This window comes from Staphylococcus lutrae (assembly GCF_002101335.1).
Lineage (GTDB): Bacteria > Bacillota > Bacilli > Staphylococcales > Staphylococcaceae > Staphylococcus > Staphylococcus lutrae.
Window position 1 is genome coordinate 186,774 of the sequence record NZ_CP020773.1, and the last position, 26,945, is coordinate 213,718.

Here is a 26,945-nt window from a genome sequence, read left to right on the forward strand (position 1 = left end):
TAAAATGAAAAAATATTACTGAAGGAGGTTCATTATGTATACGCATCATTCTTTACTATTAACACCTGGCCCAACACCCATTCCTTTACGTATCCAAGCCCAAATGAATCAGCCCATGATGGGACACCGTTCATCTGATTTTGAAAAAATAGCAGCAGTTGCTTTTCATTCACTTAAGCCGATGTTTGGCAGTCAAAATGATGTCATGATTTTAACTTCAAGTGGAACAAGCGCGCTTGAGGCGAGTATGCTCAATATCGTCAATCCAGAAGATCATATTGTCATCATCGTGTCTGGGGCATTCGGTCAACGCTTTAAACAAATCGCTGAGACTTACTTTAATCATGTGCACACTTTTGAAGTGGAATGGGGACAAGCATTTGATGTATCCGATGTGATGGCATTCATTAAAGGATTAGATGTTTCTATTACAGCCGTATTCAGCCAGTATTGTGAAACATCAACTGCCGTGCTTCACCCTGTGGCAGAACTCGGTCAACAATTAAAAAAATGGGATAATCAGATTTACTTCGTCGTCGATGGGGTCAGTTGTATCGGTGCTGTCGATGTTCATCTTGAGCGGGATGGCATTGACGTCCTTGTTTCTGGAAGTCAAAAAGCGTTGATGTTACCGCCGGGTATCGCATTTGTTGCTTACAATGATCGCGCCCTTGAACGCTTTAAATCCGTAACAACACCCCGTTTTTATTTAAGTTTGGTCAAGCACCACGCTTCCCTTGTTGCCCATTCAACACCATTTACACCCAACATTTCTGCCATCAGAGGGGTCATCGAGTATGCACAAATGGTTGAAGAAGAAGGGTTTGATCATGTCATTCAACGTCATTATCACATCAGAGATGCTGTACGTGCTGCATTGCGCGAATTAGATTTAGCATTATTAGTTGAAGATACTTATGCATCCCCGACTGTTACCGCATTTGTACCGAATGATAAAGACGAGCTGACTTATATTAAAAATGAATTAAAAAATCAATTTAATATTACAATCGCTGGTGGTCAAGGCAAACTCAAAGGACATATTTTACGAGTTGGTCATATGGGCTTCCTCTCGCCTTTTGATTTATTGCCATTTGTCGCAGCGCTTGAAGTGCTCTTAACACAGCATCGTCAAAATTCTTATATTGGTCGTGCTACAAAAGCATTTATGGAGGTTATACATCATGCATTATAAAGTTTTAGTCGCTGATCCAATTTCAGTCGATGGATTGAAAAGTTTAAATGACCACCCAAATTTTGAAGTGGTCCACCAAACAGGTCTAACTGAAGAAGGTTTAATTGCAATCATAGAAAACTATGATGCACTCATCGTACGCAGTCAAACGACTGTTACCGCGAATATCCTTAAAGCCGCAAAAAAATTAAAAGTTGTTGCACGTGCAGGCGTTGGCGTTGATAATATTGATACAATGACGGCCACAAAAGAAGGAATTATCGTCATCAATGCACCTGACGGAAACACGATTTCTGCAACGGAGCATTCTGTAGCGATGATTTTAAGCATGGCCCGTAATATTCCACAAGCACACGCTTCACTGAGCAATGGCACATGGGATCGTAAAACATTTCGCGGGACAGAACTCTACCAAAAAACATTAGGTGTCATCGGTACTGGACGGATTGGTACAGGCGTGGCTAAGCGCTTACAAAGCTTTGGTATGCGCGTCCTTGCATATGACCCTTATTTAAGTGAGGAAAAAGCAAAAGAACTTGAATTTGTTCGGGCTACTGTGGATGAAATTGCACAACAGGCTGATTTTGTTACTGTACATACCCCATTAACAGATAAGACAAGAGGGATTGTGAATGCAGACTTTTTTAATCAGGCAAAACCGAATTTACAAATTGTCAATGTTGCTCGAGGAGGGATTATTGATGAATCAGCACTCATAGAAGCATTAGATCAAAATAAAATTGCGGGTGCTGCATTGGATGTCTTTGAAAACGAACCTGCAATCGGTTCACCTGTGACACAACATCCAAAAATTATTGTCACACCTCATTTAGGTGCGTCAACCATTGAAGCGCAAGAAAAAGTTGCAGTTTCCGTCGCACAACAAATTATTGACATATTAACAAATGAACATGTCACACATGCGGTCAATGCGCCTAGTGGTGTATTCAACGTTGATGAAGCATTGAAACCTTATGTAGAACTCGCAAAAATAACAGGCCGTGTAGGGATTCAACTTCTTCCAAAAGCGCCACGTACACTTAAAATCACCTATGCGGGAGATCTTGCATTAGATGACACCAGTTTAATTACACGTAATTTAGTCAAAGGCGTACTCGAACAAGATATGGGAGACCACGTTAACTTAATTAATGCGCTCGTATTACTCAACGAACAAAATGTAAATTACACGATAGAAAAGACGAAAAAGAAAAAAGGGTTTAGCAACTATATTGAGTTGGAACTCATTAATAAAAATGATGTTGTAAAAATTGGTGCAACTGTATTGAATGGCTTTGGTCCACGTATTGTACGTATCAATGATTATCCAGTTGATTTTAAACCTGAACATTATCAATTGGTCATTCATCATTTTGACCGACCGGGTATTGTTGGAAAAACAGGACAAATTTTAGGCGAACATGACGTCAATATCGCTTCCATGCATTTAGGTCGTTCTCAGCTCGGAGGCGATGCAATGATGATCTTGTCAATTGATCACCCTATTGATGAAGCTGTACGTCAAGCACTATTAGAAATTGACGGTTTCCAGCAAGTCATACCCGTGACGTTAAATCAATAATTCATCCTGAAGCAAGCCGTATTGTTTGAATGGATCATGCCAATGGGTCTTTTCCCTAGGATTTAAGCGTCATCTCAACGACGGATATCCTAATCATACTTAAAGGGTTGGAATCACGATAAAATGATTCCAACCCTGATTTTAGCTATAGTAAAATCTCTCTAATATCTAAGACATTTTCAACCAATATTTCTGCCCCATGCTCACGTAATTCTGCTGCTGCTTTCTTCCCTTTCAAACCTGTTAAAGTCCCAATAAACTGTGCATTTACAACTTGAGCACTAAATAAGTCTGCAAGCGAATCCCCTACGATTGTGACTGATTCTGGATTCATCCGTGCAGATTGATTCGTCGCATAATCATCATAATCTGCCTTTTGATTTCCATTGTATGCCGCAATGTAACTAAATGGATTCGGTTTACCTAATGGTTTTAACTCTGGGTATCGTGACTCCGCTTCCAGCACTTCACTCGCTGTGACAATGGAAGATAAATCAAAATGTTCTAATAACCCCATTGTTTCAAATGGAACAATGGTTTCCGTACGCGGTCGACCCGTGGCAATCGCTAGTCGATACCCCGCTGCTTTCAAATCGTCTAATAATTGTTTCGTTGCATCAATCGGGGCCAAAGCGATTTCGTCATATATGTATCCCGTTTTATAATCCGTTTTAGCTGGCTTTTGTTCTACTTTTTCATATAACGGCACACCTAAATACCATTCTTGATAAATTTCTTGTGTCAGCCGCCACAATGCACTATTAATGTTAAAAAGTTCGACATCATTGATTTCAAGTTGTTCCTTAGCATAGCGTTGCAGTGACTGATAAATTTGTGATCGCCCTTCTGTTACATTTTGAATAAAAGTCAGTGGCTTTTCATCACTCAATTTAACCATCGATAAATTCTGTCCGATTTGATGCAGTGTCGCATCATTAAAGGTTGATTCATTCAACCAAAATTCACGCGTTTTCACATCAAACTGCTTTAAACACTCAATAAAGTGTACAGAAAAAACTACAAATAACATATCCCAATTGGAATTAATCCCTATAGATTTTAATTCATTTAAAATCTGATCATTTTTAAACAACTCTGCTCTAATTTGTGAGATTTGTATATCAGTCATTTGAGACAGTTCGACATTTGCTTTTAAACTAAGATAACTTGAACTATAAAGTAATTCATAAACTGTTAATGCAGATACATCAAAACAACGTGATTCATCTAAAAATACGCCGTCCACATCAAAAAGTATCGCTTTCGTCATATCAGACCCTCCCATTCCAGAAAATTCAGACAAAATCATTATACCATGAATCAGATTAAATACCTAAACCCGAATCACAGATGTCACATGTTCATCACTGGGTACAATGCATCTTGTGAAATAATGAAAAAGCAATACAAGTCGATTTCACTTATATTGCTCCGTTTCAATATTTGAATTAATGACGTTTCGCGTACGCATTGAGTTCTTCTTGTAATGCTTTTGTACGTGAACTGATTTGTTCTGTCACATAGTCAACTTTTTCTTGTCGACTTAAACCGCTTGGAATATCAGTTGTATCGATAGGTGTACCGAATTTGATATACGCTTTAGTCGTAAACAAACCGAGTATTTTTGTCGGCCCCACATATGCGGCTGGTAAAATCGGTTGCTTCGCTAAGATTGCAATGGTTGCAGCACCTCTTTTTAATGGCGCCTCTTCTTTCGTGCGGTGTCCAGATGGAAAAATCCCCACGATTTTATCTTCTTTTAACAACTTGACTGGAATTTTTAATGTACTCGGCCCTGGATTTTCACGATTGACTGGAAAAGCGTTAAGTCGAGATAAAAATCCTCCGAACCACTTATTTTTAAACAACTCTTGTTTTGCCATGTAATGAATTTGATTTGGCAGTAACGAAACACCTAACAAAAGAATTTCGTTATAACTTTCATGATTACATGTCACAACATATCGATTGGAACGAGGTTGATTTTCAAGTCCCAACACAACTAAATTTTTCAATCCCTTATCCACAATTAATTTTATCAGTGTCCCTAATATGTGATATAACATTTCTGCACCTACTTTGAGTTAGATTAATCCTTTAAATTCTATCATCTCGATGACTTTTCAACAACCTTTCTCTAAAATCCGTCTAAAGTTGGATACCCTTCCACTGGCAAAAAAGTTAAAAACCTATCATAATATTGATGAAGGAGGAATTTTATGCGAGATTATGAAAATGAACCACAATCCAAAGAGCAACACCCAGAACAACAACCAAACGAGCACAGAGGATACGCACAACGTTCCTCAACTTATCGTGAAACCCCGAACACTTCGAGAAAGGAAAGGTTCCCGTGGCTTAAAGTCATTCTTGTCGCTTTAATTGCAGGCATACTCGGCGCCCTACTTGTCGTCGGCATTGCCGGAAGCTTTTCAAACGGTTTTCCTTGGAGTAACCACAACGGTTCGGATGTCAACGTCGCTCACAACCAAAAAGGTGGTAACACGCTCGATGGTAAGAGTACAAAATACAAATCAGTCAATGAAATGATTAACGATCAAGCCCCCGCTATCGTTGGTGTCATCAATGAGCAACAAGCACAAAGCCTAGATGACTTACTACAAGGTAAATCCACAAAAGCACAACCGACAGGCGTTGGTTCTGGTGTCGTTTATCAAAAAAATAATGGTGACGCATTTATCGTTACGAACAACCACGTCATTGAAGGTGCCTCATCTATTAAAGTACAGCTCCACAATTCTAAACAAGTTGATGCAAAACTCGTTGGAACGGATGCACTGACAGACATTGCAGTGCTTAAAATTAAAGATAGAGATGATATTAAAGCGATCACATTTGGCGACTCATCAAAAGTGAAAACAGGTGATAGCGTATTTGCGATGGGTAATCCACTCGGTTTAGAATTTGCGAATACGGTGACTTCGGGTATTATTTCTGCGAATGAACGGACAATTGAAGCCGATACATCAGCAGGTGCCAACAAGGTGACTGTATTACAAACAGACGCTGCGATTAACCCTGGAAACTCAGGTGGTGCATTGGTGGATATTGATGGTAACTTAATAGGAATTAACTCGATGAAGATTGCTGCACCACAAGTTGAGGGTATTGGCTTTGCCATTCCAAGTAATGAAGTGAAAATTGTGATTGACTCCCTTGTAAAACACGGTGAGGTCAAACGCCCTTCAATCGGTATTGGGATGATTAATGTTTCTGATATTCCACCACAATATAAAAACAATAGCCAATTAGATTCGGGTGTTTATGTCGCTCAAGTTCAACGTCAAGGCATCGACATCAAAAAAGGTGATATTATTGTTGAAATTGACGGACATAAAGTTGAAAATGATACAGATTTACGCTCATATCTTTATAAAGATAAAAAACCTGGCGATCGCATTCAGCTTAAAATTAATCGTGATGGTAAAACTAAAAATGTTGAAATTACTTTAACAGAAGCGAATAAAGCAGCAAAATAATTACAGTGTACATTTACAAGGTGAGATGCTTTTCAGGTCTCACCCTTTTTAATGCAAGTCAGCGATATATACTTGCTTGAATCATATGCAAAAAAACAACGTACTTCAAAGTTCTCAAGAAAAACTTTATCGTACGTTGTTTCATTTATATTAAAATTGAGATCATCTTTTACCTATCATGTCCTAAATGTAAAATAGACAACCTGAAAAAATGCTTAACGATAATGAATCATAAAATACTTTTTCTTACCACGACGAATAATCGTAAATGCATTGTCGTAACGATCCTCCGCAACAAGTGTATAATCTAAATCTTGTTGACGTTCACCATTAATATAAATCGCGCCATTAGTAATATCTTCTCTCGCTTGTCGTTTAGATGGAGATATTTTTGCTTCTACCAATAGCTCTACCAAGTTTGTCATATCACTCGATACAGTCACTTGTGGTACATCTTTAAAGCTTGCGCTAATCTCATCTGCAGATAATGATTTTAAATCACCTTTAAATAATGCTTCTGAAATTCGTTGTGCATCATTTAAAGCCGCTTCGCCGTGAATTAAACGCGTCACATTTTCAGCTAACGTTCGTTGTGCTTGACGTAAGTGAGGCGCTTCTTCAACGGATTGTGCCAATGCCTCAATTTCGTCTTTGCTTAAAAATGTAAAGTATTTCAAGAATTTAATGACATCATCGTCACTTGTATTAATCCAAAATTGATAAAATTCATATGGTGTCGTCTTTTCTGGATCAAGCCATACTGTGCCTGTTTCTGACTTACCAAACTTTTTACCATCTGCTTTCGTAACAAGTGGAATCGTAAATCCGTAAACATCCGTCACGCCATACATACGTCGCATTAACTCAATACCACTCGTAATATTTCCCCATTGATCCGATCCGCCAATTTGAATTTTACAGTCATGGACACGGTTTAAATGACCAAAATCGATCGCTTGAAGAATCGTGTACGTAAATTCCGTATATGAAATACCTGTTGCTAAACGTGACTGTATTGAATCTTTCCCTAACATATAGTTCACACCTACGTGCTTACCGTAATCACGTAAAAATTCAATCAATGAAATTTGACTTAACCAATCATAGTTATTGACTAAAATCGGTCCATTTTCTACATCAAAATCAAACAGTTGCGTCATTTGTTTTTGAATCCCTTGCACGTTCTTTTGAATTTGCGATTCCGTTTGCAATACGCGTTCTTCCGATTTACCTGATGGATCCCCAATCATCCCTGTGCCGCCACCGATTAAAACAATTGGACGGTGACCCGCATTTTGGAAACGACGTAATGTTAAATACGGTAACAAGTGACCAATGTGTAAACTATCCGCTGTAGGATCTGCACCACAGTAAATTTTCACTTCCTCTTTATTGAGGAGTGCTTCTATTCCTTCTTCATCTGTTTGTTGATAAATTAGGCCTCTCCAACTCAACTCTTCTAATAATGCATTTGTCATAACTTAACCTCCTCTAAAAATAAAAAAACACCACTTACATCATGAGACGTAAGGGCGCAATCATTTGCACGGTACCACCATACTTGGGACTTTTACGATGATACGTTCACCGCCAACGTTGAAATGGTAACGAGGTGTATTCATAAAGACGCGATTATCAGTTCACAGCGACCACTGACTCTCTTAAAATCTGCACCCAAACTACTTGTCCTCAATTTCAATAAATCATGTAATTGCTATTCATTATATAGATTTATAAAATTAATGTCAAATCAATCATTCTTTTGCCCGACATACTCAGTAAATTGAAATGTGATATACTGTGTTTAAATAATGGAGGTTTATGGTCAATGAAATCGAAAGAATCATCTCAAAACAATGATACATCATTTTTTAAACGTTATGACTTTTATATGCGTAGAATTAAACAAATATTAACTTCATTTGTTCTTTTTGTTCTCATTGGCTGTATGTTTTTATGCGGTCTTTTATTAGGCTATTTTGCGAGTATTATTTCAAAATCCGAAACTTTGGATGATGAAACATTGACACAACAGGTCACACACCTCCCTGAACTGAAAGTCGCTCATCCAGAAAAAGCGGACTTAATTGCAATCTATAATGAGCAAGAACCGAGCCTTATTGCTGGACCAGCAGAAGTCTCACCCTATGTAACGAAAGCCCTCGTTGCTTCAGAAGACGCTGACTTTTACGTCCATAACGGCGTTTTACCCAAAGCCATTTTAAGAGCTATGTTTCAAGATGTTTTTGACACCCAATTTCCAACAGGTGGCAGTACCATCACACAGCAACTGGTAAAGAATCAAATCCTGTCACAAGAACGCACATATGATCGTAAAGCAAAGGAAATCATGTATGCGATTCGAATTGAACATATTTTGACAAAAGATGAAATTATCTATACGTATTTGAATCTTGTCCCCTTTGGATTAGATACGAATGGTCAAAATATCACCGGTATTGCCTCTGCTTCCTATGGACTGTTTGGGAAACCACCCAAATCGTTAAACATTTCAGAAGCCGCGTATCTCGTTGGTCTATTACAAAGCCCATATGTCTATACGCCATTCAATCAAGATGGCACACTTAAAAGTAAGGATGATGTTCAAATTTCCATTCGTCGACAACATTATGTCCTAAAACGAATGCGTGTAGAAGGTCAGATTAGTCAACAAGCGTATGTCAATGCACTGAATGAGGATATTTATTCACATTTATACCATCCATCCAAATAAAATAGTCGTGGTGAATGGGGAATAAACTGCAATGATACCACGTTATAGATCGCACCCTTTAACATACAAGATATAAAATAACTTAAAATTTGAATTTTCATAAAAAAATCGGAAAAGTGAAATCGACGCATTCGTTCCACCCTTCCGATTGATGATAACCCCCTAAAATATGGGATAACTTTTAATCATCAGTCATTCTTTTATATCACATAAACTAGAATAGACCTATGGCGTGTCCATCATCAGTGACATCCATTTTTAATGCAGCAGGTTGCTTAGGTAATCCTGGCATGGTCATAATCGCACCTGTTAATGCAACGATGAAGCCCGCCCCTGTTTTCGCTTCAAGTTCACGAATCGTAATTTCAAAATCTGACGGTGCGCCTAAACGCGTTTGGTCATCTGTAAATGAGTATTGCGTTTTAGCCATACATACCGGATAGTGATCCCAACCGTTTGCCTTAAACTGTGCTAATTGTTTTTGTGCTTTCGTAGTGAACGTGACTTTGCTTCCACCATAAATCTCTTTTACTATTTTTTCGATTTTGTCTTCAAGTGGCATTTCCAAATCGTATAAACGTTTAAATTGATGCGGTGTTTCGATCACTTCAAGGACTTTTTTTGCTAAATCCGTTCCGCCTTTTCCACCTTTTTCCCAAACTTCAGTCAGTGATAGCCGTACATTATTGCGCTCTGCCCACTGTTTTACAAATTCAAATTCAGCCTCTGTATCGTGGATGAATGCATTTAATGCGACCACAGGTTCAACACCAAACTTACGAATATTTTTTACGTGACGCTCTAAGTTTTTTATACCATTTTTTAAAGCTTCCACATTTTCCTCTTTAAGATGGTCTTTTGAAACGCCTCCGTGCATCTTTAGCGCACGAATAGTCGCTACAACCACAACGGCATCAGGTTCGAAATCTGCTTTACGTGATTTAATATTGATGAACTTTTCGGCACCTAAATCAGAACCAAAGCCTGCCTCTGTCACAACAATATCGGCTAAATCACGTGCCGTTTCTGTAGCAATAATTGAATTACAACCATGTGCAATATTCGCAAAAGGTCCCCCATGTACAAGTGCAGGTGTCCCTTCAATCGTTTGGACAAGATTTGGTTTAATCGCATCTTTTAAAATCATTGCGAGTGCACCTTGTACGCCTAAGTCTTTAACAGTAACGGGTTGACGTTCTCGCGTATAACCAATCGTAATTTTCGCAATACTTTCTTTTAAATCTTTGATGCCTGTGCTCAAACATAAAATAGCCATAATTTCTGAAGCCACTGTGATGTTGAAGCCATCTTCTCGAGGCACGCCTTGCGTCGGTCCACCTAGACCTACGATAACTTGACGTAATGCACGGTCGTTCATATCTAATACCCGTTTCCATTCGATACGACGTTGATCAATTCCAAGCGCATTACCTTGATGAATATGGTTGTCTATGAACGCAGACAATGCATTATTTGCAGTCGTGATGGCATGGAAATCACCGTTAAAGTGGAGATTAATATCCTCCATCGGTAAGACTTGGGCATAGCCGCCACCCGTAGCCCCACCTTTTATACCAAATGTCGGACCTAATGCAGGTTCTCGTAATGCCACCATGACATTTTTATTAATTTGTTGAAAGGCATCCGCCAATCCCACAGTCACAGTTGATTTACCTTCTCCAGCTGGTGTCGGACTCATTGCAGTGACTAGGACGACTTTTCCCTTACCATTTTTTGTTTTAATTTTAGAAATATCAATTTTCGCCTTGTAATGTCCGTAAGGTTCTAAAGCATCTTCGGAAATACCGGCCTTATTTGCAATTTCTTTAATTGGTTTGAGTGTCGCTTGATTTGCAATTTCTAAATCTGTTAAATGACCCACAAAATTCAACCCCTTCATCGTTTTATAATACGCATGCGATGTAAACGCATACATTTAGAGTTAAAGCACGTTGCTCATTATTAATGATAACGAACTCGTGCAAGGTTGTCGAACAAAACATGCTCAATCATTATATCCTTTCATTTTATCCTATGTATTGATTCTCAATTATCGTATACATCCAACAAAAAAGGCCGAGACAATCCTCCGATACACCTTTCAACAATTTCGAAAGTCGTGTATCATCAAATGTCTCAGCCTTTCGTTTGTGATATTAACAATCGTAAATGCATCGTTACGGGATAACAGATAAGATTAAAATCGTATACTATCAGCCGTATTAATCTTCCATTGTGCTTAAATCACCTGTCGGCAAATCAAGCTCCCAAGCTTTTAACACGCGACGCATAATCTTACCTGAACGTGTTTTAGGTAATTTCTCTTTAAATTCAATTTCTCTTGGTGCCGCATGTGCTGCAAGACCTTCTTTTACAAATAATCGTATCTCTTCTTTAAGTGCGTCAGTCGGCTCATAACCTTGACGTAACGCAATAAACGCTTTAATGATTTCACCACGAACCGGATCTGGCTTACCAATAACCCCTGCTTCTGCAACGGCTTTATGTTCTACTAATTTAGATTCCACTTCAAATGGACCCACACGTTCACCTGCAGTCATAATAACATCATCGACACGTCCTTGGAACCAGAAATAACCATCTTCATCTTGGTACGCCGAATCTCCTGATACATACCAATCACCGATGAAATAAGAGGCATATTTTTCGGGGTTTTTCCATACTTCACGCATCATCGAAGGCCAACCTTTTTTAATCGCTAAGTTACCCATACGATTCGGTGGTAAACGATGACCTTCATTATCTATAATTGCCGCTTCAATACCTGGAAGTGGTTTCCCCATTGATCCTAATTTAATGTCTTCAGATGGATAATTGACGATCATATGTCCACCTGTTTCAGTCATCCACCATGTATCGAGTACACGTTTATGATACACCTTTTTCGCCCATTTAATCACTTCTGGGTTCAAAGGTTCACCTACGGATAAAATGCTTCTTAATGAAGTCAAATCATATTTTTCAACGAGATCATCGCCTGCACTCATCAACATTCTCAAAGCAGTTGGTGCTGTATACCAAATCGTTACTTTAAAGTCTTCGATCATCGCATACCAGTTTTCCGGTGAGAATCGGCCGCCTGCGATACAGTTTGTGACCCCGTTTAACCACGGAGCAAAAATCCCATAGGACGTTCCTGTCACCCAACCTGGATCCGCAGTACACCAATAGACATCATCTTCATGAAAATCTAATACATACCGCCCTGAAATATAGTGTAATAACATGGCTTCTTGTACATGTAACACGCCTTTCGGTTGTCCAGTTGAACCAGAAGTATAGTGAAGAATTAAGCCGTCTTCACGTCCAAGCCATTCAATATCAAACGCAGTATCGGCTGTTTGCATCGCTTGATTGAAATCAACATACTGATCTTCAACAGTCTCATCCACTACGACAATGGTTTCTAAATGTGGCAACTGATCTTGAGGAATCCGTGAGAGCAAACTATTCGTTGTAATGATGACTTTGGCTTCACTATTTTCTAAACGGTCTTTCACCGCCTTTTCCATAAATGCTTCAAATAATGGACCAACGATGCCTCCCAATTTTAAAACACCAAATAATGCAAAATAGAGCTCCGGTGTTCTTGGCATAAAAATAAATACACGGTCACCTTTTTGTACGTTGGCTTTATCTTTTAGTACATTGGCTGCTTGGTTTGATTTTTCCTGCATCTCTTTAAAAGTATAACTTTCTTTACGTTGTTGATCTTTATAATTTAACGCGATTTTGTCTGCTTTCCCATCTTTAACGTGGCGATCAATACATTCATAGGCCATATTGACTTTGCCAGTTTCATACCAAGAAAAGACTTTTTCTACTTCTTTCCAATCGAATTGGTCATATGTTGTTTGATAATCTTTGAGGTTAAAGTTTCCTTGTTCCCCTTTGTAAACTTCGACTTTCATCACGAATCCCCCTTTGTATTGTCATCGCTTTCAAAACTAATGTTATTATACCTTATCAGTATGCTGTTTTCAAAAAATTGTACTTATTCAGAATTCAGATGAAAATACATGAGTCATACATTATAATAAAAATAGTGAAATCATATGAGAAAGGGGATGGCGGTATGAAACACGTTAAAACATATGAAAAGGAACGTTATACAGTGGACGGGCAAACATTTGTTATTGAGGGACCTGTTTCTAAAACATACTTACAGGAAATGACTTTTGATGATGGTCTTGACGCATTTCGTATCCCTATTGAGCAATTCGAGGCGATACAAGAAATTAGTACATTGGATGAAGGACGTATTTATATAATTAGAAAAGAGAAGCATATAGTTGGTTATGTCACATATTTATACCCTGACCCACTTGAGCGATGGTCTGAAGGACAGCTCCCTTACCTATTAGAACTAGGGGCAATTGAAATTAGTTTAGCTTACCGTGGCCTCGGATTAGGACGCATTTTGCTCAAAGTCAGCACAAGAAGTCCCGAGTTAGAGGATTATATTATAATGACGACTGAATATTATTGGCATTGGGATTTGAAAAATTCTCAACTCGATGTATTTGAATATAAAAAACTCATGCAACGAATGATGGCCAGTGGCGGGTTAGAAGTATTTGCCACTGACGATCCAGAAATTACGAGTCACCCTGCAAATTGTTTAATGGCACGTATCGGTAAAAACATCACAGTTGAACAAATGGAAGCGTTTGATAATATAAGATTTATGAATCGTTTCTTTTTCTAAAGGGGGGGGAGGTCATATGAAAAATCAGTTAAAACGAGAAACAGGCTATGTCTATGCGGATTCATTGTTGCGCTATCGGTTCCATAATAAGCATCCGTTTAATCAAATGCGTGTAAAATTGACGACTGAATTATTGTTATCTACAGGCTTTCTCTCAAAGGACCAAATTATCGTCCCTAGGCAAGCAACAGTAGACGAGATTGCTACGATTCATAAATATGATTATATACAAGCAGTTATAAGAGGAGAAAAAAACCTTTTACGCCCTGATGAACAACAAAAATATGGTTTAGGCGATGAGGACACCCACGTGTTTTCACGCATACACAGAAGTACAGCAACGATCATTGGAGGTGGATTAAATTTAATCGATGCCATCATGTCTGGAAAATTCCGCAATGGCTGTCATTTAGGTGGTGGTCTCCATCATGCACATGAAGGACGTGCCAGTGGTTTTTGTGTTTATAACGATGCAGCGATTTATATCAAATATCTCAACGAAAAATATCATCAACGTGTGTTATATATTGATACGGATGCACATCATGGAGACGGTGTCCAATGGTCTTTCTACACGTCTAATCAAGTCATGAATTATTCCATCCATGAAACGGGTAAATTTCTTTTCCCCGGATCCGGGCACTATACAGAACGCGGGGCAGAAGAAGGATTTGGCTATTGTATTAATCTCCCTCTTGAGCCTTATACAGAACATGATTCCTTTATAGAAGTATTCACTAAAACACTTTATCAAGTCGTTGATTCTTTCAAGCCAGACTTTATTGTCAGTGTGATTGGCTCAGATATACACTACTTAGATCCTTTAACACATATGAGTTGCAATTTAAATACGCTTTACGATATTCCTTATATCATAACCGATATCGCTGAAACATATTGTAATGGAAAAGTCATCATGTTAGGCGGGGGCGGCTATAATATTTGGCGTGTTGTTCCCAGAGCATGGAGTCACATTTATTTCAGTTTGATACATCAGCCACGATTAACAGGTCGTTTACCTGAAAAATGGCTAAACAAATGGAAACAGTACAGCCCGGTTCCTATTCCCGAATACTGGGAAGAACAATTTCAAGATTATCAGGTCATTCCACGGCGATCAGAAATCAGCCAACAAAACCTTCAAGTCGCGTCAAATATATTAAACTGGTTTTAATCAATTCAGCGTGGCAAAACGAATCAATATGACTCGTATTAAAATGTAATCAATTAAAACATAAAAATCCCCCACTTGCGCTGACAAAAAGCTCTGCAAACGTGGGGGACATCCATTGAGATTCATCATACCGCTACCCGTACATGTTGGTTGCGCCTCGATTATGAAGGTCTTGTTGTACCTCGGTATTGAATTTGATACGGAAGTATGACATTCGGTTCTTCGATGTCTTCATTATTCATATATTTCGTTAATAAACGCATCCCTACCGCACCAATATCATATAACGGTTGAATGACACTTGATAACTGTGGTCTAACCATCTCAACTAACCGTGTATTATTAAAACTTACGACTTGTATATCTTCCGGTATTTTCAAACCGTGGTCTAATGCAGCATGGACGATTCCAATCGCTTGCTCATCACTGATTGATAGGACAGCATCCGGTTGATATTGACTTAATTTTTCAAATGAACGCAAACCATCTTTATATGTTTCATTTCCAAGATATAACAAATGATCATCTACAGGTAGTTGATGCGCCTCGAGCACGGATTTCAAACCTTCATATACATCTTCCTGTGCTTTTTTAGAGTATCCACCACCTACAAAAGCAATTTTCGTTGCGCCTGATTCAACTAATTGTTGTGTTACTTCTTTACTTGCTTGCACAAAATCGATATTCACCGACGCAATACCATCATCTTTACCATTCGTTCCTGATACAACAACTGGAACTGATGCGCGGCTGATTTGCGCCTTAATATCATCTGTTAATGTACCGCCGAGAAAAATAATCCCATCCACTTGTTTGCTTAATAAATTGTTGAAAATCTCTTTTTCTTTCTCAGGATCATCGTCAGAATTTGAAATAATTGTTTGATATTTATACATTGTTGCGATGTCTTCTAACCCTCGCGCCAATTGTGAGTAATAAATATTAGAAATATCCGGAATAATTACACCTACTGTAGTCGTTTTTTTACTTGCTAAACCACGAGCTACTGCATTAGGACGATAATTCAATCGTTTGATGACCTCATTTACCTTATCTCTTGTTTCAGGTTTTACGTTTTGATTCCCATTCACTACCCGTGATACCGTTGCCATAGAGACTCTTGCTTCTCGAGCAACATCATAAATGGTTACAGTCATAATTCTTCCTCCTTGAAAACACTTTATTTATGATTGTTATCAGTTTTCATATCATTTTCAAAGTGTATCATAATTCGACATGTTAAGTAATCTAAAACGCTTTCTTGTCATGGATTTGTCATATTTATATCACTCTAAATGACAAAGTTACCATTTTACATTTAAGCCTTTTTTATGTATTGGTTATCGTTAATCACATATGATTGACATCTTGTTATCGTTTCTTTCCAGCTGAGTCACGTTTTTCTTTTCAATGAAATGCAAAGTTCTACTTCTTCAAATGTATCGCGAGTATACGTGCATCCCTGCTTGCGCGTCCATGATTTTCCTATCATTCAACGTGTAAAAAAGGATAAACAATCGTATTGCTACGACAATTTATCCTTATACTGTCACGGTGTACTACTTCAATTGTTTTTGGTTATACATTTCTGAAAGTGGCTTAAGTTCATTATAGAACGTATCAAATTCATTTAAATCCATTTGCTGACCACTGTCACTTAACGCCACAGCAGGCTCTGGATGCACTTCTGCCATTACACCATCTGCACCGACAGCCAATGCCGCTTTCGCCGCTGGTAACATGATATCTTTGCGACCTGTACTATGTGTCACATCGACCATCACAGGTAAGTGCGTCCCTTGTTTTAAAATAGGGACTGCGGAAATATCAAGTGTGTTACGTGTGGCTTTTTCATAAGTCCGAATACCGCGCTCACATAAAATGATATTTTGATTCCCTTCAGAAGCAATGTATTCTGCTGCATATACAAATTCTTCAATTGTAGCAGAAAGGCCCCGTTTTAGTAAAATCGGTTTACGTGTGCGCCCCGCCTCTTTCAGCAATTCAAAGTTCTGCATATTACGTGCACCAATCTGGAAGACATCTAAATATTGATCAGCCAGTTCGAAGTCATTTGGATGAACAATTTCACTCACCACATTCAAATCATATTGATCTTTAATTTGCTTTAATATTTTTAAACCTTCTCCACCGAGACCTTGGAAATCATAAGGCGATGTGCGTGGTTTAAATGCACCCCCACGAATGAATTTTTCACCTTTCGCTTTTAAATCTCGCGCAACAGCGTCGATTTGTTCATATGATTCTACTGAGCATGGGCCGAAGACAAATGTTTTTTGACCTTCACCAATGATCCCCCCATTATCAAATTGAACAATGGTATCTTCTGGTTTTAATTTACGTGAGACATATAAATGTTTTTCGTTATCTGATTTTTGTAAGTCTGTGGATGCTTTGAAAATCTCTTTGAACAATTGTTTGATGACATTATCATTAAACGGACCTTTATTTTTATCGATAAGTGTGTTTAGCATTTCTTTTTCTCGTTGAGGGTCATAAATCACCGTACTTTGTTTACGTTTTTCCTCACCGATTTTTTGAGCTAACTCTCCCCGTTTTGATAATAAATCTAAAATTTGATCATTAATATCTTCAATTTGTTTTCTGTATAATTCTAAATTACTTACCATCTTAATTTCCCCCCAGCGATTTCTGACTCGCTTTAAAGCGATAAAATTTTAAAGGTTGATACTGAGTATACTAACAGTAAAATTTAGTTATTTCAACCCTTTTCGAGTTAAAATAACACAGAACTTGATTGATATGTTTAAGTTAATGTTATTTGATGATACGAGACGAAACAGATTCATCAAAAGTCATATGGCGCGAGTGGATTTAAATCACGATTCATTCGCGTATGCAACATACAAATTTGAATCTGTATATGTGTTAATATATGGCAAATGATGAATCATTACAAGTAAGTCTATCATTCAAATCAAATATATAAGATTCCTATCATTCACACCGCTCATTTGTTCACTATTAAAATGTACTTAAAAAGTGTCAAAAAAATTGGGACTTATGAGATGAAGTCACCTCATAAGTCCTCAATGTCATTACTCATACGTCTCTCAGTGCATCTTAATCGTTAAATGTATGTTTGCCTACTTTTTTGTTCAATTTTTTTACATCTTCTGACTTTTGTTTGTCTACCGTTGTCGTTTCAGTCTTTTTTTGAGCAGTCTGTTGTTGTGATTCAATATCATGTGTGATAACACCATTTTCAAAAACCGCCTGACGATGTCCCTGTTGCTCCGTATCTATATGATTTGCCTCTTTTTGTTTTTCGCTCGGTTCTTGCTTGATTTCGTCGTTTTTTGACGCCTGATTCGGAACAGAAGGCGCTTGTAGACGATCTGAGTCCACTTCACTACGAATTGCACGTAATTGGGCAGCATGCTCGGAAACAGTTCCTTCGTCAACAGGTGATGCTTGAGCTGTTTCATCTTTAATGCGTCTCGCTTCTGATTTCAATGCTTCCGCTTTACGAATTGCATCTTCTCTTAATTTCTGAGCGTGTTCTCGTCCATAAAATTGATTTTTCGTACGTTTGGATTGTGCAATATTCGGTTTTAAGATGAATCCTAATGCACTTCCCAAGATTGCCCCTGCCACAAATCCGAATACAAAGTCTAAAGGTTTATAACCTGGTTCATATTGAGGAACTTCATAGCTTTCTAATCCTTTTGTATACAAATCTCGATTATATTTTTCCATCGTTCTTCATAGCCTCCTATAATAAATGCACTTAAATCAAGTATGATACTCATTTAAGTGCATTTCGTTCAAAGCTTATTTAAACTGACCAACACTTATTGACGATTTGAATCTATGTCATTCAATGTTGTATATTTCATTCTACTTTCAAGAAAAAATGACTGCAACATGATTAAATCTTTATGCTCATGTTAATGTCCAACTTATCCGTAAATAATGCCTTGTTATTAAGCTATTATTTTTTTACGTCCTCAGTCACATTGTTTGTTTTGTACGCTGCACTACCGCGACGTTTTTGTCTGTTTTGCCACTTGTCAGCAATTTCCATTGCAACGTTTGACCATTGAACAACTTGAGAGATTTTATCTTCATTTTGCGAAATGTTATGTGTGATTGAGTGTGTCACTCGATCAACAGAACCATTTAACGTTTGTACTGAATCGCCAATGCCTTTTACCGCATCAACAACTGAATTCAAACGATTAATTTTGTCTTGTACATCTTCAGTTAATCGATTTGCTTTGTGTAGCAAGTCAGTTGATTCACGCGTAATTCCTTGAATCTGTCCTTCTACACCATCCAGTGTTTTGGCTACATGATCCAAGTTCTTTTTAACTGAAACCAATACAACAACAATTCCAATACATAAAATAAGAAAAGCAATTGCTGCGATGATCCCCGCGATTGGTAAAATCCATTCCATTCCTAAACGCCTCCTAATTGACTTTTAAATAATATGCTATTTATTTTAATTAAATACCCAACCTGTTAGAACTCAAACATTAGAAAAGTGCTTTTGCACCGATGTCTGCCATATAGGCTTTAAGGATTTTTTGGATATCTCCAGCACCCATAAATAGCAAGACAGCATCATCATGTTTTTGCAATTGAGCGACCGTTGTTTCATCAATCAAATGCGCACCATCAATGAGTGATAGTAAATCCTTAACAGTAAGTTCACCTTGATTTTCACGAATTGAACCAAATATGTCACAAAGATACGTTTGATCAGCAAGGTTTAACACCGTTGCAAATTCTTGTAAAAATGCTTTCGTTCTTGAAAAAGTATGCGGTTGAAAAATCGCGACAACTTCTTTATTCGGATATTTTTTTCTAGCTGTTTCAATTGTAGCACTAATTTCCCTTGGATGGTGTGCATAATCGTCAACTAATACTTGATTTTGCACAAATTCTTCATTAAATCGACGTTTCACCCCACCGAAAGTGATTAATGCTTCTTTAATATTTTCAACATCCAATTTTTCTAAATAGCTCACAGTTAAAACTGCTAATGCATTTAAAATATTGTGATCTCCATATTGGGGAGAAATAAAATGTTGATAAAATTCACCATTAATATAAACATCAAATGCTGTACCTTTATCGGTCACTTCAACATTTTGAGCATAGACGTCCATCGAATCGTCAAATCCATAGTAATACACTGGAATATCCACGTCAATATTTCTTACATACGGATCATCACCCCAAGCAATAATCGCTTTTTTTACGTTTCTGGCCATACCTTGAAACGCATTAATGACATCATCAATATCTTTAAAATAGTCAGGATGGTCAAAATCAATATTCGTAATGATGGCATAGTCTGGTGCATAACTTAAAAAGTGCCGACGATATTCACAAGCTTCGAATGCAAAATACTCACTTTGTGGTAGCCCCATCCCTGTTCCATCACCAATTAAAAATGATGTTTTTTTATCCCCATTCATAACATGTGAAAGTAAACCCGTAGTTGATGTTTTGCCGTGTGCACCAGTGACTGCAACGGATGTATAGGCATTGATGACTTCACTTAAAAAGTCATGGTAACGCAGCACTTTCAAACCGAGTTCTTTCGCACGCGCAATTTCTTCATGCGTATCATTAAAGGCATTCCCTTGAATAATCGTGAGTCCCTCTGTAATATTACTCGCACTAAATGGCAAAATCGTTATCCCTTTATTTTTTAACGCGATTTCAGTAAAAACATATTGCTCAATATCTGAACCTTGTACTTCATAACCTAAATCATAAATAATTTGTGCTAATGAGCTCATGCCAGCACCTTTAATACCAACAAAATGGTATCGTGTCATGTTTCATCGCTCCTTTCTCTATTTCCCTAAAGCTCATCTAAATCCGACTCACTGAGAAAGACATCTCTCGGTTTAGAACCATTGGCACCTGAAATAAACCCTAACTGTTCGAGCTGATCAATGATTCGTGCAGCACGATTATAGCCGATTTGAAAATGACGCTGAATCAATGATGTTGATATACTTTGCTCCCTCACCATAAAGGCACAAACATCATCAAACAGTTCATCTTTCGCTGGTGTCTCCGTTTTTTCCAATAATTCTTTTTCTTGGAATAAATATTCTGGTTCACGTTGAGATCGAATGAAGTCAACAACTTGATCAATCTCTTCATCCGATACAAACGTCCCTTGTACTCTAATCGGTTTATTCATCCCACTGCCTAAATAAAGCATGTCACCATATCCAAGAAGACGTTCCGCACCGCCACTATCTAATATCGTTCTAGAGTCCACACTAGATGATACCATAAATGCAATGCGTGTTGGGATATTTGCTTTAATTAAACCTGTAATGACATTCACCGATGGACGTTGCGTCGCTACGAGCATGTGTATCCCACAAGCACGTGCCTTTTGAGCTAAACGTGCAATGGACTGTTCAACATCTTGAGGTGCCATCATCATCAAATCTGCGAGCTCATCAATAACAATAACGATTTTAGGAATGCGTTGATCATAGCTGACTTTGTTATTAAATGCTGAAATATTTCGAACATGGTGATGCGCAAACAATTTGAATCGTCGCTCCATTTCATCCACAGCCCATTTTAAACTTTGCGTTGCGGCCTTGACATCCGTGATAACAGGGGCAACAAGATGTGGCAAACCATTATAAGGCGCAAGTTCCACCATTTTCGGGTCGATTAATAATAGTCTTAACTCTTCCGGATGATTACGGTATAACAATGACAGTAAAATACTGTTAATTGAGACAGATTTACCAGAACCTGTCGCCCCAGCGATGAGTGCATGAGGTGTTTTAGCAATATCCATCAACAAAGGCTCATTATTAATACGGTTACCCATCGCCACCGTCAGTTTTGACTCAGCTTGTTTAAACGCAACAGAATCAATGATGGAGCGAATGTTCACTTTTGTCGTTGTTGGATTCGGCACTTCAATACCGACTAAACTCGTTCCAGGTATAGGCGCTTCGATACGAATATCTTTAGCTGCTAATGCCATTTTGATATCATCTTGTAATGCAGTAATTCGAGAAACTTTCACGCCTCGTTCCACCGATAATTCAAACCGCGTTACACTCGGTCCTTCAACAACGTTCACCACTTCAGCTGGAACGTTAAAATAATAAAACGCTTTATTCAATTCATCTTTTTTACTCGCAATCCAAGCCTCATCTTGTTCACGTTGTTCCGGTGCATCTAACAAATCAATACTCGGCAGTTTGATGTTCGGTCCGCGACGAATCATCGTCGTTTCTTTATTCGTTGATAACGGCTCGCTCTTGGTCGCTACCCCAGTAATAGGTTGACCTTGTTGTGCCGTATGCTCAGCTAAATTTTGAACTGTATCGAAATGTTTCGGTGCTTCTCTCTCTTTCATTTGATTCGCACTGTTACGCTGCTGTTGGCGTGCCATCATTCTTTTTTTATCTGAAGGTGTCATCACCACATTGAAAGGCTTACTCCCTTTACGAATAGGTATCTGTTGACGTTGTTGTGGCGTTTGTTGGATGTTTGAGCCTTCATTTCTCTTTGTATGAGTCGATTGCTGTGTTGATAGCGTTGACTGCTTATCTGTTGATTTCTTATCTAATACTGGTTTTAATTCTGGCTCCAACTGTGGTACATTTTCAGATGTTTGGCGTGTGGTTGGCTCAGAGGTATCTCGAGCATCAACAACTACCTCTGAATCGTTTGCTTCTTCATCTTTACCCTCTTGATTTGCCCGCATGTCGTTCGTTATTTCCACACGTTGAGCTTGATTCACTTCCTCATCATCTTGTAAACGCTCAGATTCAACAGAAGGGGCCATATCAACAGCCGTGTCATTGTCGTTCAATGATTCAACTTGATCCTCACGCATCTCTGAATTGTAATCATGTTCAGTATATTCAACGTCGTCTGTATCAGCTGGGTGGTCCGTGTGAAGCACTACAGGTTGTGTAACTTCCTCATCCGTTGACTGCGCTGTACGATTTTGCGCATCATCGTCGTTCGCCATCTCCACCTGTGTTAAATCTATTTCTTCGTATTCAAAGTTTGGCTCTGTTTCTTGTGTATCGCTTTGTGACACTACTGGTGTTTCTGAGTCATGTGTCGTCGGCTCGTCTTCTATCGTATCGTTTGTGTCTTTCGCGTACGTCTCTCCCAACAGTTGACGCGCCTGAGCTGAATACATATCGTCAATTGCTTTTTGAATATCTGGTTGCTGTTGATACGCTTGTGATTCTCTTTTCTTTTTCAACGCTTCCTTGAAATTTTTCTTTTTCATTAATTTCTTTTCACGCTCACGACGTATTTCTTCAACAATTTGTGAGGCATAAAAGTTTTCAAGATTAATGGTATTACGACGACGTGTCGGATTTTTCGATTTACCACTTACTCGCTTCTCATCTTTTGGCACAGCATCCATTTGTGATTCACTTGAACGGACGTCACTTTCATTTGACACTGAATGTGCTGTTGTTTTGCGGGCGCCTTGAGTCGAATTAAAGCGGTTTGAATCGAGCTGCTTCGGTGGTTGCGTCCCAAATATAGCAGAAGGCACTTCACTCGCTTTAAATGGTTTTTGATGATAATTCGGTTGTGACGCCGTCTCCCATTGCCGCTTGCCTTGTGTGTGGCGTTTTGACGTTGAAGTCCCCTCATGACTTATGTATGACTGACTTTCAGAACGTTCTCCACTTTGATTCGCATGATAATGTGCTTGTTGTACACCTCGATGTCTTCTTTGTTGGCGCTCCACAACATGAGTAGCACGTATATCTTGCATCTTATTATGCGTTCTGCCCATATGCGAAGCGTTGACTTGATGATCCTCAGTCGTCACTTCATCATGCATATCAATGGGAAAACGGAATTTCCCACGAGGTCGTTGATAAACATCCGGACTTTGTTGAACAAAACCCGTATCGTCCATTGTATGATCATGTCGTTTCTTTTTTCTACGTTTTGAACGTTGTGACGATTGATCTTTATCATCTTCGCCAAATAACTGATCAAACCAGTTCATTTCTTTCACAACCTTCCTTTATTCGTCAAAAAATGGTTGACCGACTTGATAATCCTCATCCAATACCATGATGCCTTTCTCTTGAGGGGCATTTGGTAAATTCAACTCCTTCATAGAACAAACCATACCACTTGAAGCCACACCTCTTAGTTCTGCATCCTTTATTATCATACCACTCGGCATGACAGCACCCACTTTTGCCACCACAACCTTTTGCCCTTGGTCGATGTTCGGTGCACCACAAACAATCTGTAATATTTCTGAACCTACATCCACTTGAACAATACTGAGTTTGTCTGCATTTGGATGTTTCACTTTTGATTGTACGTATCCAACTACAAATTTTGGTGATAAATCCGCTTCAATTTGGAAATCTACACCTGCTTGATGAATCATCTGTTGAATACTTGATAATAAAGGTTCCGTTAACTTTATATGACCGTTCCCTTCAATATTAAAATAATCAGTGACGTTAAATAAGTTAAAGCCAATGATTTGACCTTGGCTTTTGATCACAACAACATCCCCATAACGTTCATAATCAAATGGGGCTTCTGCTTGTTTAAGTTGTAAAAATGCAACATTACCGACACCTGTTGGATTAAAAAATAAATTCATTTTCATTACTCCTCTTTCTCTTCGTTTATATCTTTAGTTGCCCTTAAATGATGGACCACATTCGGGTTTGATGGTGATTTCGCTTTATTATTTTTCCCTAAAATAAAAATAGGTTCAAAATGACCGTCTTCATACGCAAAAGACAATGATGTAATCGGAACAAGCCCTTGTGCAAAAAATGACATTGTCATATGTGCCATTACATCATATCCCGTTTTATTTCGAATATCAGCGATCAGCAATACATCTTGGTGAGGAACTGCGACAAGCATTTCACCTTTACAGCGTGCTTCAAATTCACTGAGCAGCTTTGCGTTCATAATTCGACTGGCATCATAGCCATCATTTTTATTGATAAAATAAAAAATATTTCCTTTAACCTCATCAACTGTATATGAATTATCAAGTTTTCTAATATTAAACATCGCCATTTCTTTCATTTGCTGTTGTGTCAGTTTGAGCGATGCCATTAACGATGTGTCTATTAAACGATAAGACTTTCCTAAATCAAGTGCATAGTATACACGCGTTTCAGCAGTATGTGGTTCTGTAACCAATTCAAATCCCTCAGCCGATTTTTGATTAAAACTCGTTGCACGAATCACAGGCATAATCCGGATTTCATCCAAACTTTCATAAGCTTCGTCTTTCATTTGGTGAATGGTTTCTCTTACATAATAGATGATTTCGTCGACTCTACTTTCCTGTCCTTCGTTGTATTTGGCAACAACAGGCGCTAGTTTAATCGTCATGCCTTTATGATTGTCCTGCCGATAAATTCTCAAAGATTCCTCATCTCGATTAAATTGGTAACCCACATCTAAGTCTGTTAATCGTGATTTAATTAAGTCTCTCATTTCGAAGACATTCATATTCTCACTCCTAATTTCATACCTTCCATTAGTTTACAATAAATATACCCCTAGGACTAGAGAAAATCACATCCCAAGGGGTAAATATCATTAAAATTGACTCAAAAATTGATCGATTTGTTCAATTGTTTTTCTTTCTTTCCCGATATAAGCGCCGACTTGCTCACCATTTTGAAAAACAAGGAAGCTCGGAATGCCCATAATATCATGTTCAATGGCTAAATCAAGAAATGCATCACGATCCACTTTAACAAAATTAAATTTTGAGTATTTTGCTTCCAACTCTGGCAAACCTGGTTCAATCACCCGACAATCCACACACCAGTTCGCACTAAATAAGAACACGGTTTGTTGCTGAGTCAATGTATTAAATTGTTGCTCACTTTCTAACTGAATCATCTTTACGCCTCCTATTGATACTGTAGCTTTTCAATCATTTGTTCATCTAATTCATGAATGGCAGTAGATAACCAATCTTTTGCAGCTTCATAATCACGAATATCAAAGACTGCATTTGTACTGTGGATATAGCGTGCGCATACACCAATAACAGCAGTCGGAACACCAATATTGGACTTATGAATCATGCCCCCATCTGTTCCACCTGGTGAAATATAATGTTGATATTTAATGTGATGACGCTCTGCAATATCTTTTAAATAGGATTTAAAGGTCGGTTTCAACAACATCGTCCCATCTTTAATGCGAAGCAACGCGCCCTCACCTAACACACCCGAAAGGCCTTGTCGTCCCTTCATATCATTTGCAGGTGAACAATCAACGACAAACGCAACATCAGGATCAATTAAACGCGATGCCGCTTCCGCACCTCGTAATCCTACTTCTTCTTGAACATTTGCACCGACATATAAATCAAAATCCAGGGTTTCGTTTTGCAATTGCTCCAACAATTCAAGTGCAATGACACAACCGTAACGATTATCCCACGCCTTTGAGGCATAACGAAATTCAGATAGCTGCAATAATTCCGTATCAGGGACGATTGGATCACCAATTTGAATCCCCCGTTGCATCACAGCATCACGATCTACTTCACCAATATCTAATAATAAATCTTCAATTCGTGGCGCTTGCTCCTGCCCCGTACGAAAATGTTTGGGGATGTTAGCAACGACACCGATAACTTCTTCACCTTGTTGCGTTAAAATTTTTAAACGGTGTCCTTGCCAAATATCATTTGCTACACCCCCAAAGCGGTAAATTTAATAAAGCCTTGTGGGGTCACTTCAGTAATCATAAATCCAATTTCATCCATATGTGCAGCTACCATAACACGTTTAGCATTCGGTTTTCCGCTTCTTTTCACACCATAGATGCCACCCATACGATCAAAAACGAATTCATCAACGTATGGGGTCATCATTTTTTTCATATATGCTCGAACATCGTATTCGAAATTAGGAGCCCCGTGTAATTCTGTTAATGTTTTTATTTTATCTATTGTTTGGGATGTCATGTCACACACTCCTTCAAAAATTTAATCTCT

The 26,945-nt window shown here is 38.3% G+C and carries 20 protein-coding genes and 1 pseudogene; 6 read left to right on the plus strand and 15 right to left on the minus strand.

What is annotated here, in order from left to right; genetic code table 11:
- The first annotated feature begins 34 nt into the window (after nucleotides 1-34).
- Both B5P37_RS00910 and serA read left to right on the plus strand, forming a co-directional pair.
- A complete protein-coding gene (locus B5P37_RS00910) occupies nucleotides 35-1,195 on the plus strand; it encodes a pyridoxal-phosphate-dependent aminotransferase family protein (protein ID WP_085236213.1) in 1,161 nt (386 codons plus the stop codon).
- Nucleotides 1,185-2,777, plus strand: a complete 1,593-nt coding sequence (serA, locus tag B5P37_RS00915) for a phosphoglycerate dehydrogenase (protein WP_085236215.1) — start codon at nucleotides 1,185-1,187, stop codon at nucleotides 2,775-2,777. Before B5P37_RS00910 ends, serA begins: the two co-directional genes overlap by 11 nt.
- Nucleotides 2,778-2,922: 145 nt before the next feature.
- Here serA and B5P37_RS00920 read toward each other — a convergent pair whose 3' ends face one another.
- Both B5P37_RS00920 and B5P37_RS00925 read right to left on the minus strand, forming a co-directional pair.
- Nucleotides 2,923-4,047, minus strand: coding sequence for an HAD family hydrolase (locus B5P37_RS00920; RefSeq protein ID WP_085236218.1), 1,125 nt, complete (start codon nucleotides 4,045-4,047; stop codon nucleotides 2,923-2,925).
- 178 nt (nucleotides 4,048-4,225) lie between these two features.
- Nucleotides 4,226-4,843 (minus strand): lysophospholipid acyltransferase family protein, encoded by a 618-nt coding sequence (locus B5P37_RS00925; protein ID WP_085236220.1) that lies wholly within the window; start codon nucleotides 4,841-4,843, stop codon nucleotides 4,226-4,228.
- 153 nt (nucleotides 4,844-4,996) lie between these two features.
- On the opposite strand from B5P37_RS00925, the gene B5P37_RS00930 reads away from it, so the two are divergent.
- Nucleotides 4,997-6,277, plus strand: a complete 1,281-nt coding sequence (locus tag B5P37_RS00930) for a S1C family serine protease (RefSeq protein WP_085236222.1) — start codon at nucleotides 4,997-4,999, stop codon at nucleotides 6,275-6,277.
- Nucleotides 6,278-6,492: 215 nt separating this feature from the next.
- On the opposite strand, the gene tyrS is transcribed toward B5P37_RS00930, so the two are convergent.
- Complete coding sequence (gene tyrS / locus B5P37_RS00935) at nucleotides 6,493-7,755, minus strand: tyrosine--tRNA ligase (protein ID WP_085236224.1); 1,263 nt, start codon at nucleotides 7,753-7,755, stop codon at nucleotides 6,493-6,495.
- 350 nt (nucleotides 7,756-8,105) lie between these two features.
- On the opposite strand from tyrS, the gene B5P37_RS00940 reads away from it, so the two are divergent.
- On the plus strand, nucleotides 8,106-9,011 hold the full coding sequence (locus B5P37_RS00940; RefSeq protein ID WP_085236226.1) for a transglycosylase domain-containing protein: 906 nt from the start codon (nucleotides 8,106-8,108) through the stop codon (nucleotides 9,009-9,011).
- A gap of 214 nt (nucleotides 9,012-9,225) precedes the next feature.
- Here the strand turns inward: B5P37_RS00940 and B5P37_RS00945 are convergent, their stop codons facing one another.
- Together B5P37_RS00945 and acsA are read right to left on the minus strand one after the other, a co-directional pair.
- Nucleotides 9,226-10,893: a formate--tetrahydrofolate ligase gene (locus B5P37_RS00945; RefSeq protein WP_085236228.1), complete on the minus strand. Its 1,668-nt coding sequence runs from the start codon at nucleotides 10,891-10,893 to the stop codon at nucleotides 9,226-9,228.
- Between the two features lie 340 nt (nucleotides 10,894-11,233).
- Nucleotides 11,234-12,943: an acetate--CoA ligase gene (acsA, locus tag B5P37_RS00950; protein ID WP_085236230.1), complete on the minus strand. Its 1,710-nt coding sequence runs from the start codon at nucleotides 12,941-12,943 to the stop codon at nucleotides 11,234-11,236.
- A 164-nt stretch (nucleotides 12,944-13,107) separates the two neighbouring features.
- Between acsA and B5P37_RS00955 the strand changes: the two genes are divergently transcribed.
- Together B5P37_RS00955 and B5P37_RS00960 are read left to right on the plus strand one after the other, a co-directional pair.
- Nucleotides 13,108-13,740: a GNAT family N-acetyltransferase gene (locus B5P37_RS00955; protein WP_085236232.1), complete on the plus strand. Its 633-nt coding sequence runs from the start codon at nucleotides 13,108-13,110 to the stop codon at nucleotides 13,738-13,740.
- A gap of 16 nt (nucleotides 13,741-13,756) precedes the next feature.
- A complete protein-coding gene (locus tag B5P37_RS00960; protein WP_085236235.1) occupies nucleotides 13,757-14,914 on the plus strand; it encodes an acetoin utilization protein AcuC in 1,158 nt (385 codons plus the stop codon).
- A gap of 161 nt (nucleotides 14,915-15,075) precedes the next feature.
- On the opposite strand, the gene ccpA is transcribed toward B5P37_RS00960, so the two are convergent.
- The 10 genes and pseudogenes from ccpA to B5P37_RS01010 all read right to left on the minus strand — a co-directional run bounded on the left by ccpA (nucleotide 15,076) and on the right by B5P37_RS01010 (nucleotide 26,915).
- Nucleotides 15,076-16,071 carry a catabolite control protein A gene (ccpA, locus tag B5P37_RS00965; RefSeq protein WP_085236237.1) on the minus strand — a complete coding sequence of 332 codons (996 nt, stop codon included), beginning with the start codon at nucleotides 16,069-16,071 and terminating at the stop codon, nucleotides 15,076-15,078.
- A 402-nt stretch (nucleotides 16,072-16,473) separates the two neighbouring features.
- On the minus strand, nucleotides 16,474-17,565 hold the full coding sequence (locus B5P37_RS00970) for a bifunctional 3-deoxy-7-phosphoheptulonate synthase/chorismate mutase (RefSeq protein ID WP_085236239.1): 1,092 nt from the start codon (nucleotides 17,563-17,565) through the stop codon (nucleotides 16,474-16,476).
- A gap of 454 nt (nucleotides 17,566-18,019) precedes the next feature.
- The gene (locus B5P37_RS00975; RefSeq protein WP_085236241.1) at nucleotides 18,020-18,655 is read right to left on the minus strand and encodes a hypothetical protein; all 636 of its coding nucleotides are present in this window, start codon (nucleotides 18,653-18,655) and stop codon (nucleotides 18,020-18,022) included.
- A gap of 235 nt (nucleotides 18,656-18,890) precedes the next feature.
- Nucleotides 18,891-19,358: a DUF948 domain-containing protein gene (locus tag B5P37_RS00980; protein WP_085236243.1), complete on the minus strand. Its 468-nt coding sequence runs from the start codon at nucleotides 19,356-19,358 to the stop codon at nucleotides 18,891-18,893.
- A 79-nt stretch (nucleotides 19,359-19,437) separates the two neighbouring features.
- A complete protein-coding gene (murC, locus tag B5P37_RS00985) occupies nucleotides 19,438-20,751 on the minus strand; it encodes a UDP-N-acetylmuramate--L-alanine ligase (RefSeq protein ID WP_085236245.1) in 1,314 nt (437 codons plus the stop codon).
- 26 nt (nucleotides 20,752-20,777) lie between these two features.
- Nucleotides 20,778-23,948, minus strand: a complete 3,171-nt coding sequence (locus B5P37_RS00990) for a DNA translocase FtsK (protein WP_085236247.1) — start codon at nucleotides 23,946-23,948, stop codon at nucleotides 20,778-20,780.
- 18 nt (nucleotides 23,949-23,966) lie between these two features.
- Nucleotides 23,967-24,566 (minus strand): YtpR family tRNA-binding protein, encoded by a 600-nt coding sequence (gene ytpR, locus B5P37_RS00995; protein ID WP_085236249.1) that lies wholly within the window; start codon nucleotides 24,564-24,566, stop codon nucleotides 23,967-23,969.
- Between the two features lie 5 nt (nucleotides 24,567-24,571).
- Nucleotides 24,572-25,438 (minus strand): DUF1444 domain-containing protein, encoded by an 867-nt coding sequence (locus B5P37_RS01000; RefSeq protein WP_085236251.1) that lies wholly within the window; start codon nucleotides 25,436-25,438, stop codon nucleotides 24,572-24,574.
- A 90-nt stretch (nucleotides 25,439-25,528) separates the two neighbouring features.
- Complete coding sequence (locus B5P37_RS01005; RefSeq protein ID WP_085236253.1) at nucleotides 25,529-25,837, minus strand: thioredoxin family protein; 309 nt, start codon at nucleotides 25,835-25,837, stop codon at nucleotides 25,529-25,531.
- Between the two features lie 11 nt (nucleotides 25,838-25,848).
- Nucleotides 25,849-26,915: pseudogene (locus tag B5P37_RS01010) on the minus strand (M42 family metallopeptidase).
- Nucleotides 26,916-26,945: the final 30 nt, after the last annotated feature.

Excerpts from the sequence above, each read along its gene's own strand:
- B5P37_RS00930 (WP_085236222.1), top strand. The coding sequence starts at position 4,997 with ATGCGAGATTATGAAAATGAACCACAATCCAAAGAGCAACACCCAGAA.
- B5P37_RS00955 (WP_085236232.1), top strand. The coding sequence starts at position 13,108 with ATGAAACACGTTAAAACATATGAAAAGGAACGTTATACAGTGGACGGG.
- ytpR (WP_085236249.1), bottom strand. The coding sequence starts at position 24,566 with ATGAATTTATTTTTTAATCCAACAGGTGTCGGTAATGTTGCATTTTTA.
- B5P37_RS01000 (WP_085236251.1), bottom strand. The coding sequence starts at position 25,438 with ATGAATGTCTTCGAAATGAGAGACTTAATTAAATCACGATTAACAGAC.
- B5P37_RS00975 (WP_085236241.1), bottom strand. The coding sequence starts at position 18,655 with ATGGAAAAATATAATCGAGATTTGTATACAAAAGGATTAGAAAGCTAT.
- B5P37_RS00940 (WP_085236226.1), top strand. The coding sequence starts at position 8,106 with ATGAAATCGAAAGAATCATCTCAAAACAATGATACATCATTTTTTAAA.
- B5P37_RS00990 (WP_085236247.1), bottom strand. The coding sequence starts at position 23,948 with ATGAACTGGTTTGATCAGTTATTTGGCGAAGATGATAAAGATCAATCG.
- ccpA (WP_085236237.1), bottom strand. The coding sequence starts at position 16,071 with ATGACTGTAACCATTTATGATGTTGCTCGAGAAGCAAGAGTCTCTATG.
- tyrS (WP_085236224.1), bottom strand. The coding sequence starts at position 7,755 with ATGACAAATGCATTATTAGAAGAGTTGAGTTGGAGAGGCCTAATTTAT.
- serA (WP_085236215.1), top strand. The coding sequence starts at position 1,185 with ATGCATTATAAAGTTTTAGTCGCTGATCCAATTTCAGTCGATGGATTG.
- B5P37_RS01005 (WP_085236253.1), bottom strand. The coding sequence starts at position 25,837 with ATGATTCAGTTAGAAAGTGAGCAACAATTTAATACATTGACTCAGCAA.
- B5P37_RS00970 (WP_085236239.1), bottom strand. The coding sequence starts at position 17,565 with ATGGTAAGTAATTTAGAATTATACAGAAAACAAATTGAAGATATTAAT.
- B5P37_RS00910 (WP_085236213.1), top strand. The coding sequence starts at position 35 with ATGTATACGCATCATTCTTTACTATTAACACCTGGCCCAACACCCATT.
- B5P37_RS00980 (WP_085236243.1), bottom strand. The coding sequence starts at position 19,358 with ATGGAATGGATTTTACCAATCGCGGGGATCATCGCAGCAATTGCTTTT.
- acsA (WP_085236230.1), bottom strand. The coding sequence starts at position 12,943 with ATGAAAGTCGAAGTTTACAAAGGGGAACAAGGAAACTTTAACCTCAAA.
- B5P37_RS00960 (WP_085236235.1), top strand. The coding sequence starts at position 13,757 with ATGAAAAATCAGTTAAAACGAGAAACAGGCTATGTCTATGCGGATTCA.
- murC (WP_085236245.1), bottom strand. The coding sequence starts at position 20,751 with ATGACACGATACCATTTTGTTGGTATTAAAGGTGCTGGCATGAGCTCA.
- B5P37_RS00925 (WP_085236220.1), bottom strand. The coding sequence starts at position 4,843 with ATGTTATATCACATATTAGGGACACTGATAAAATTAATTGTGGATAAG.
- B5P37_RS00920 (WP_085236218.1), bottom strand. The coding sequence starts at position 4,047 with ATGACGAAAGCGATACTTTTTGATGTGGACGGCGTATTTTTAGATGAA.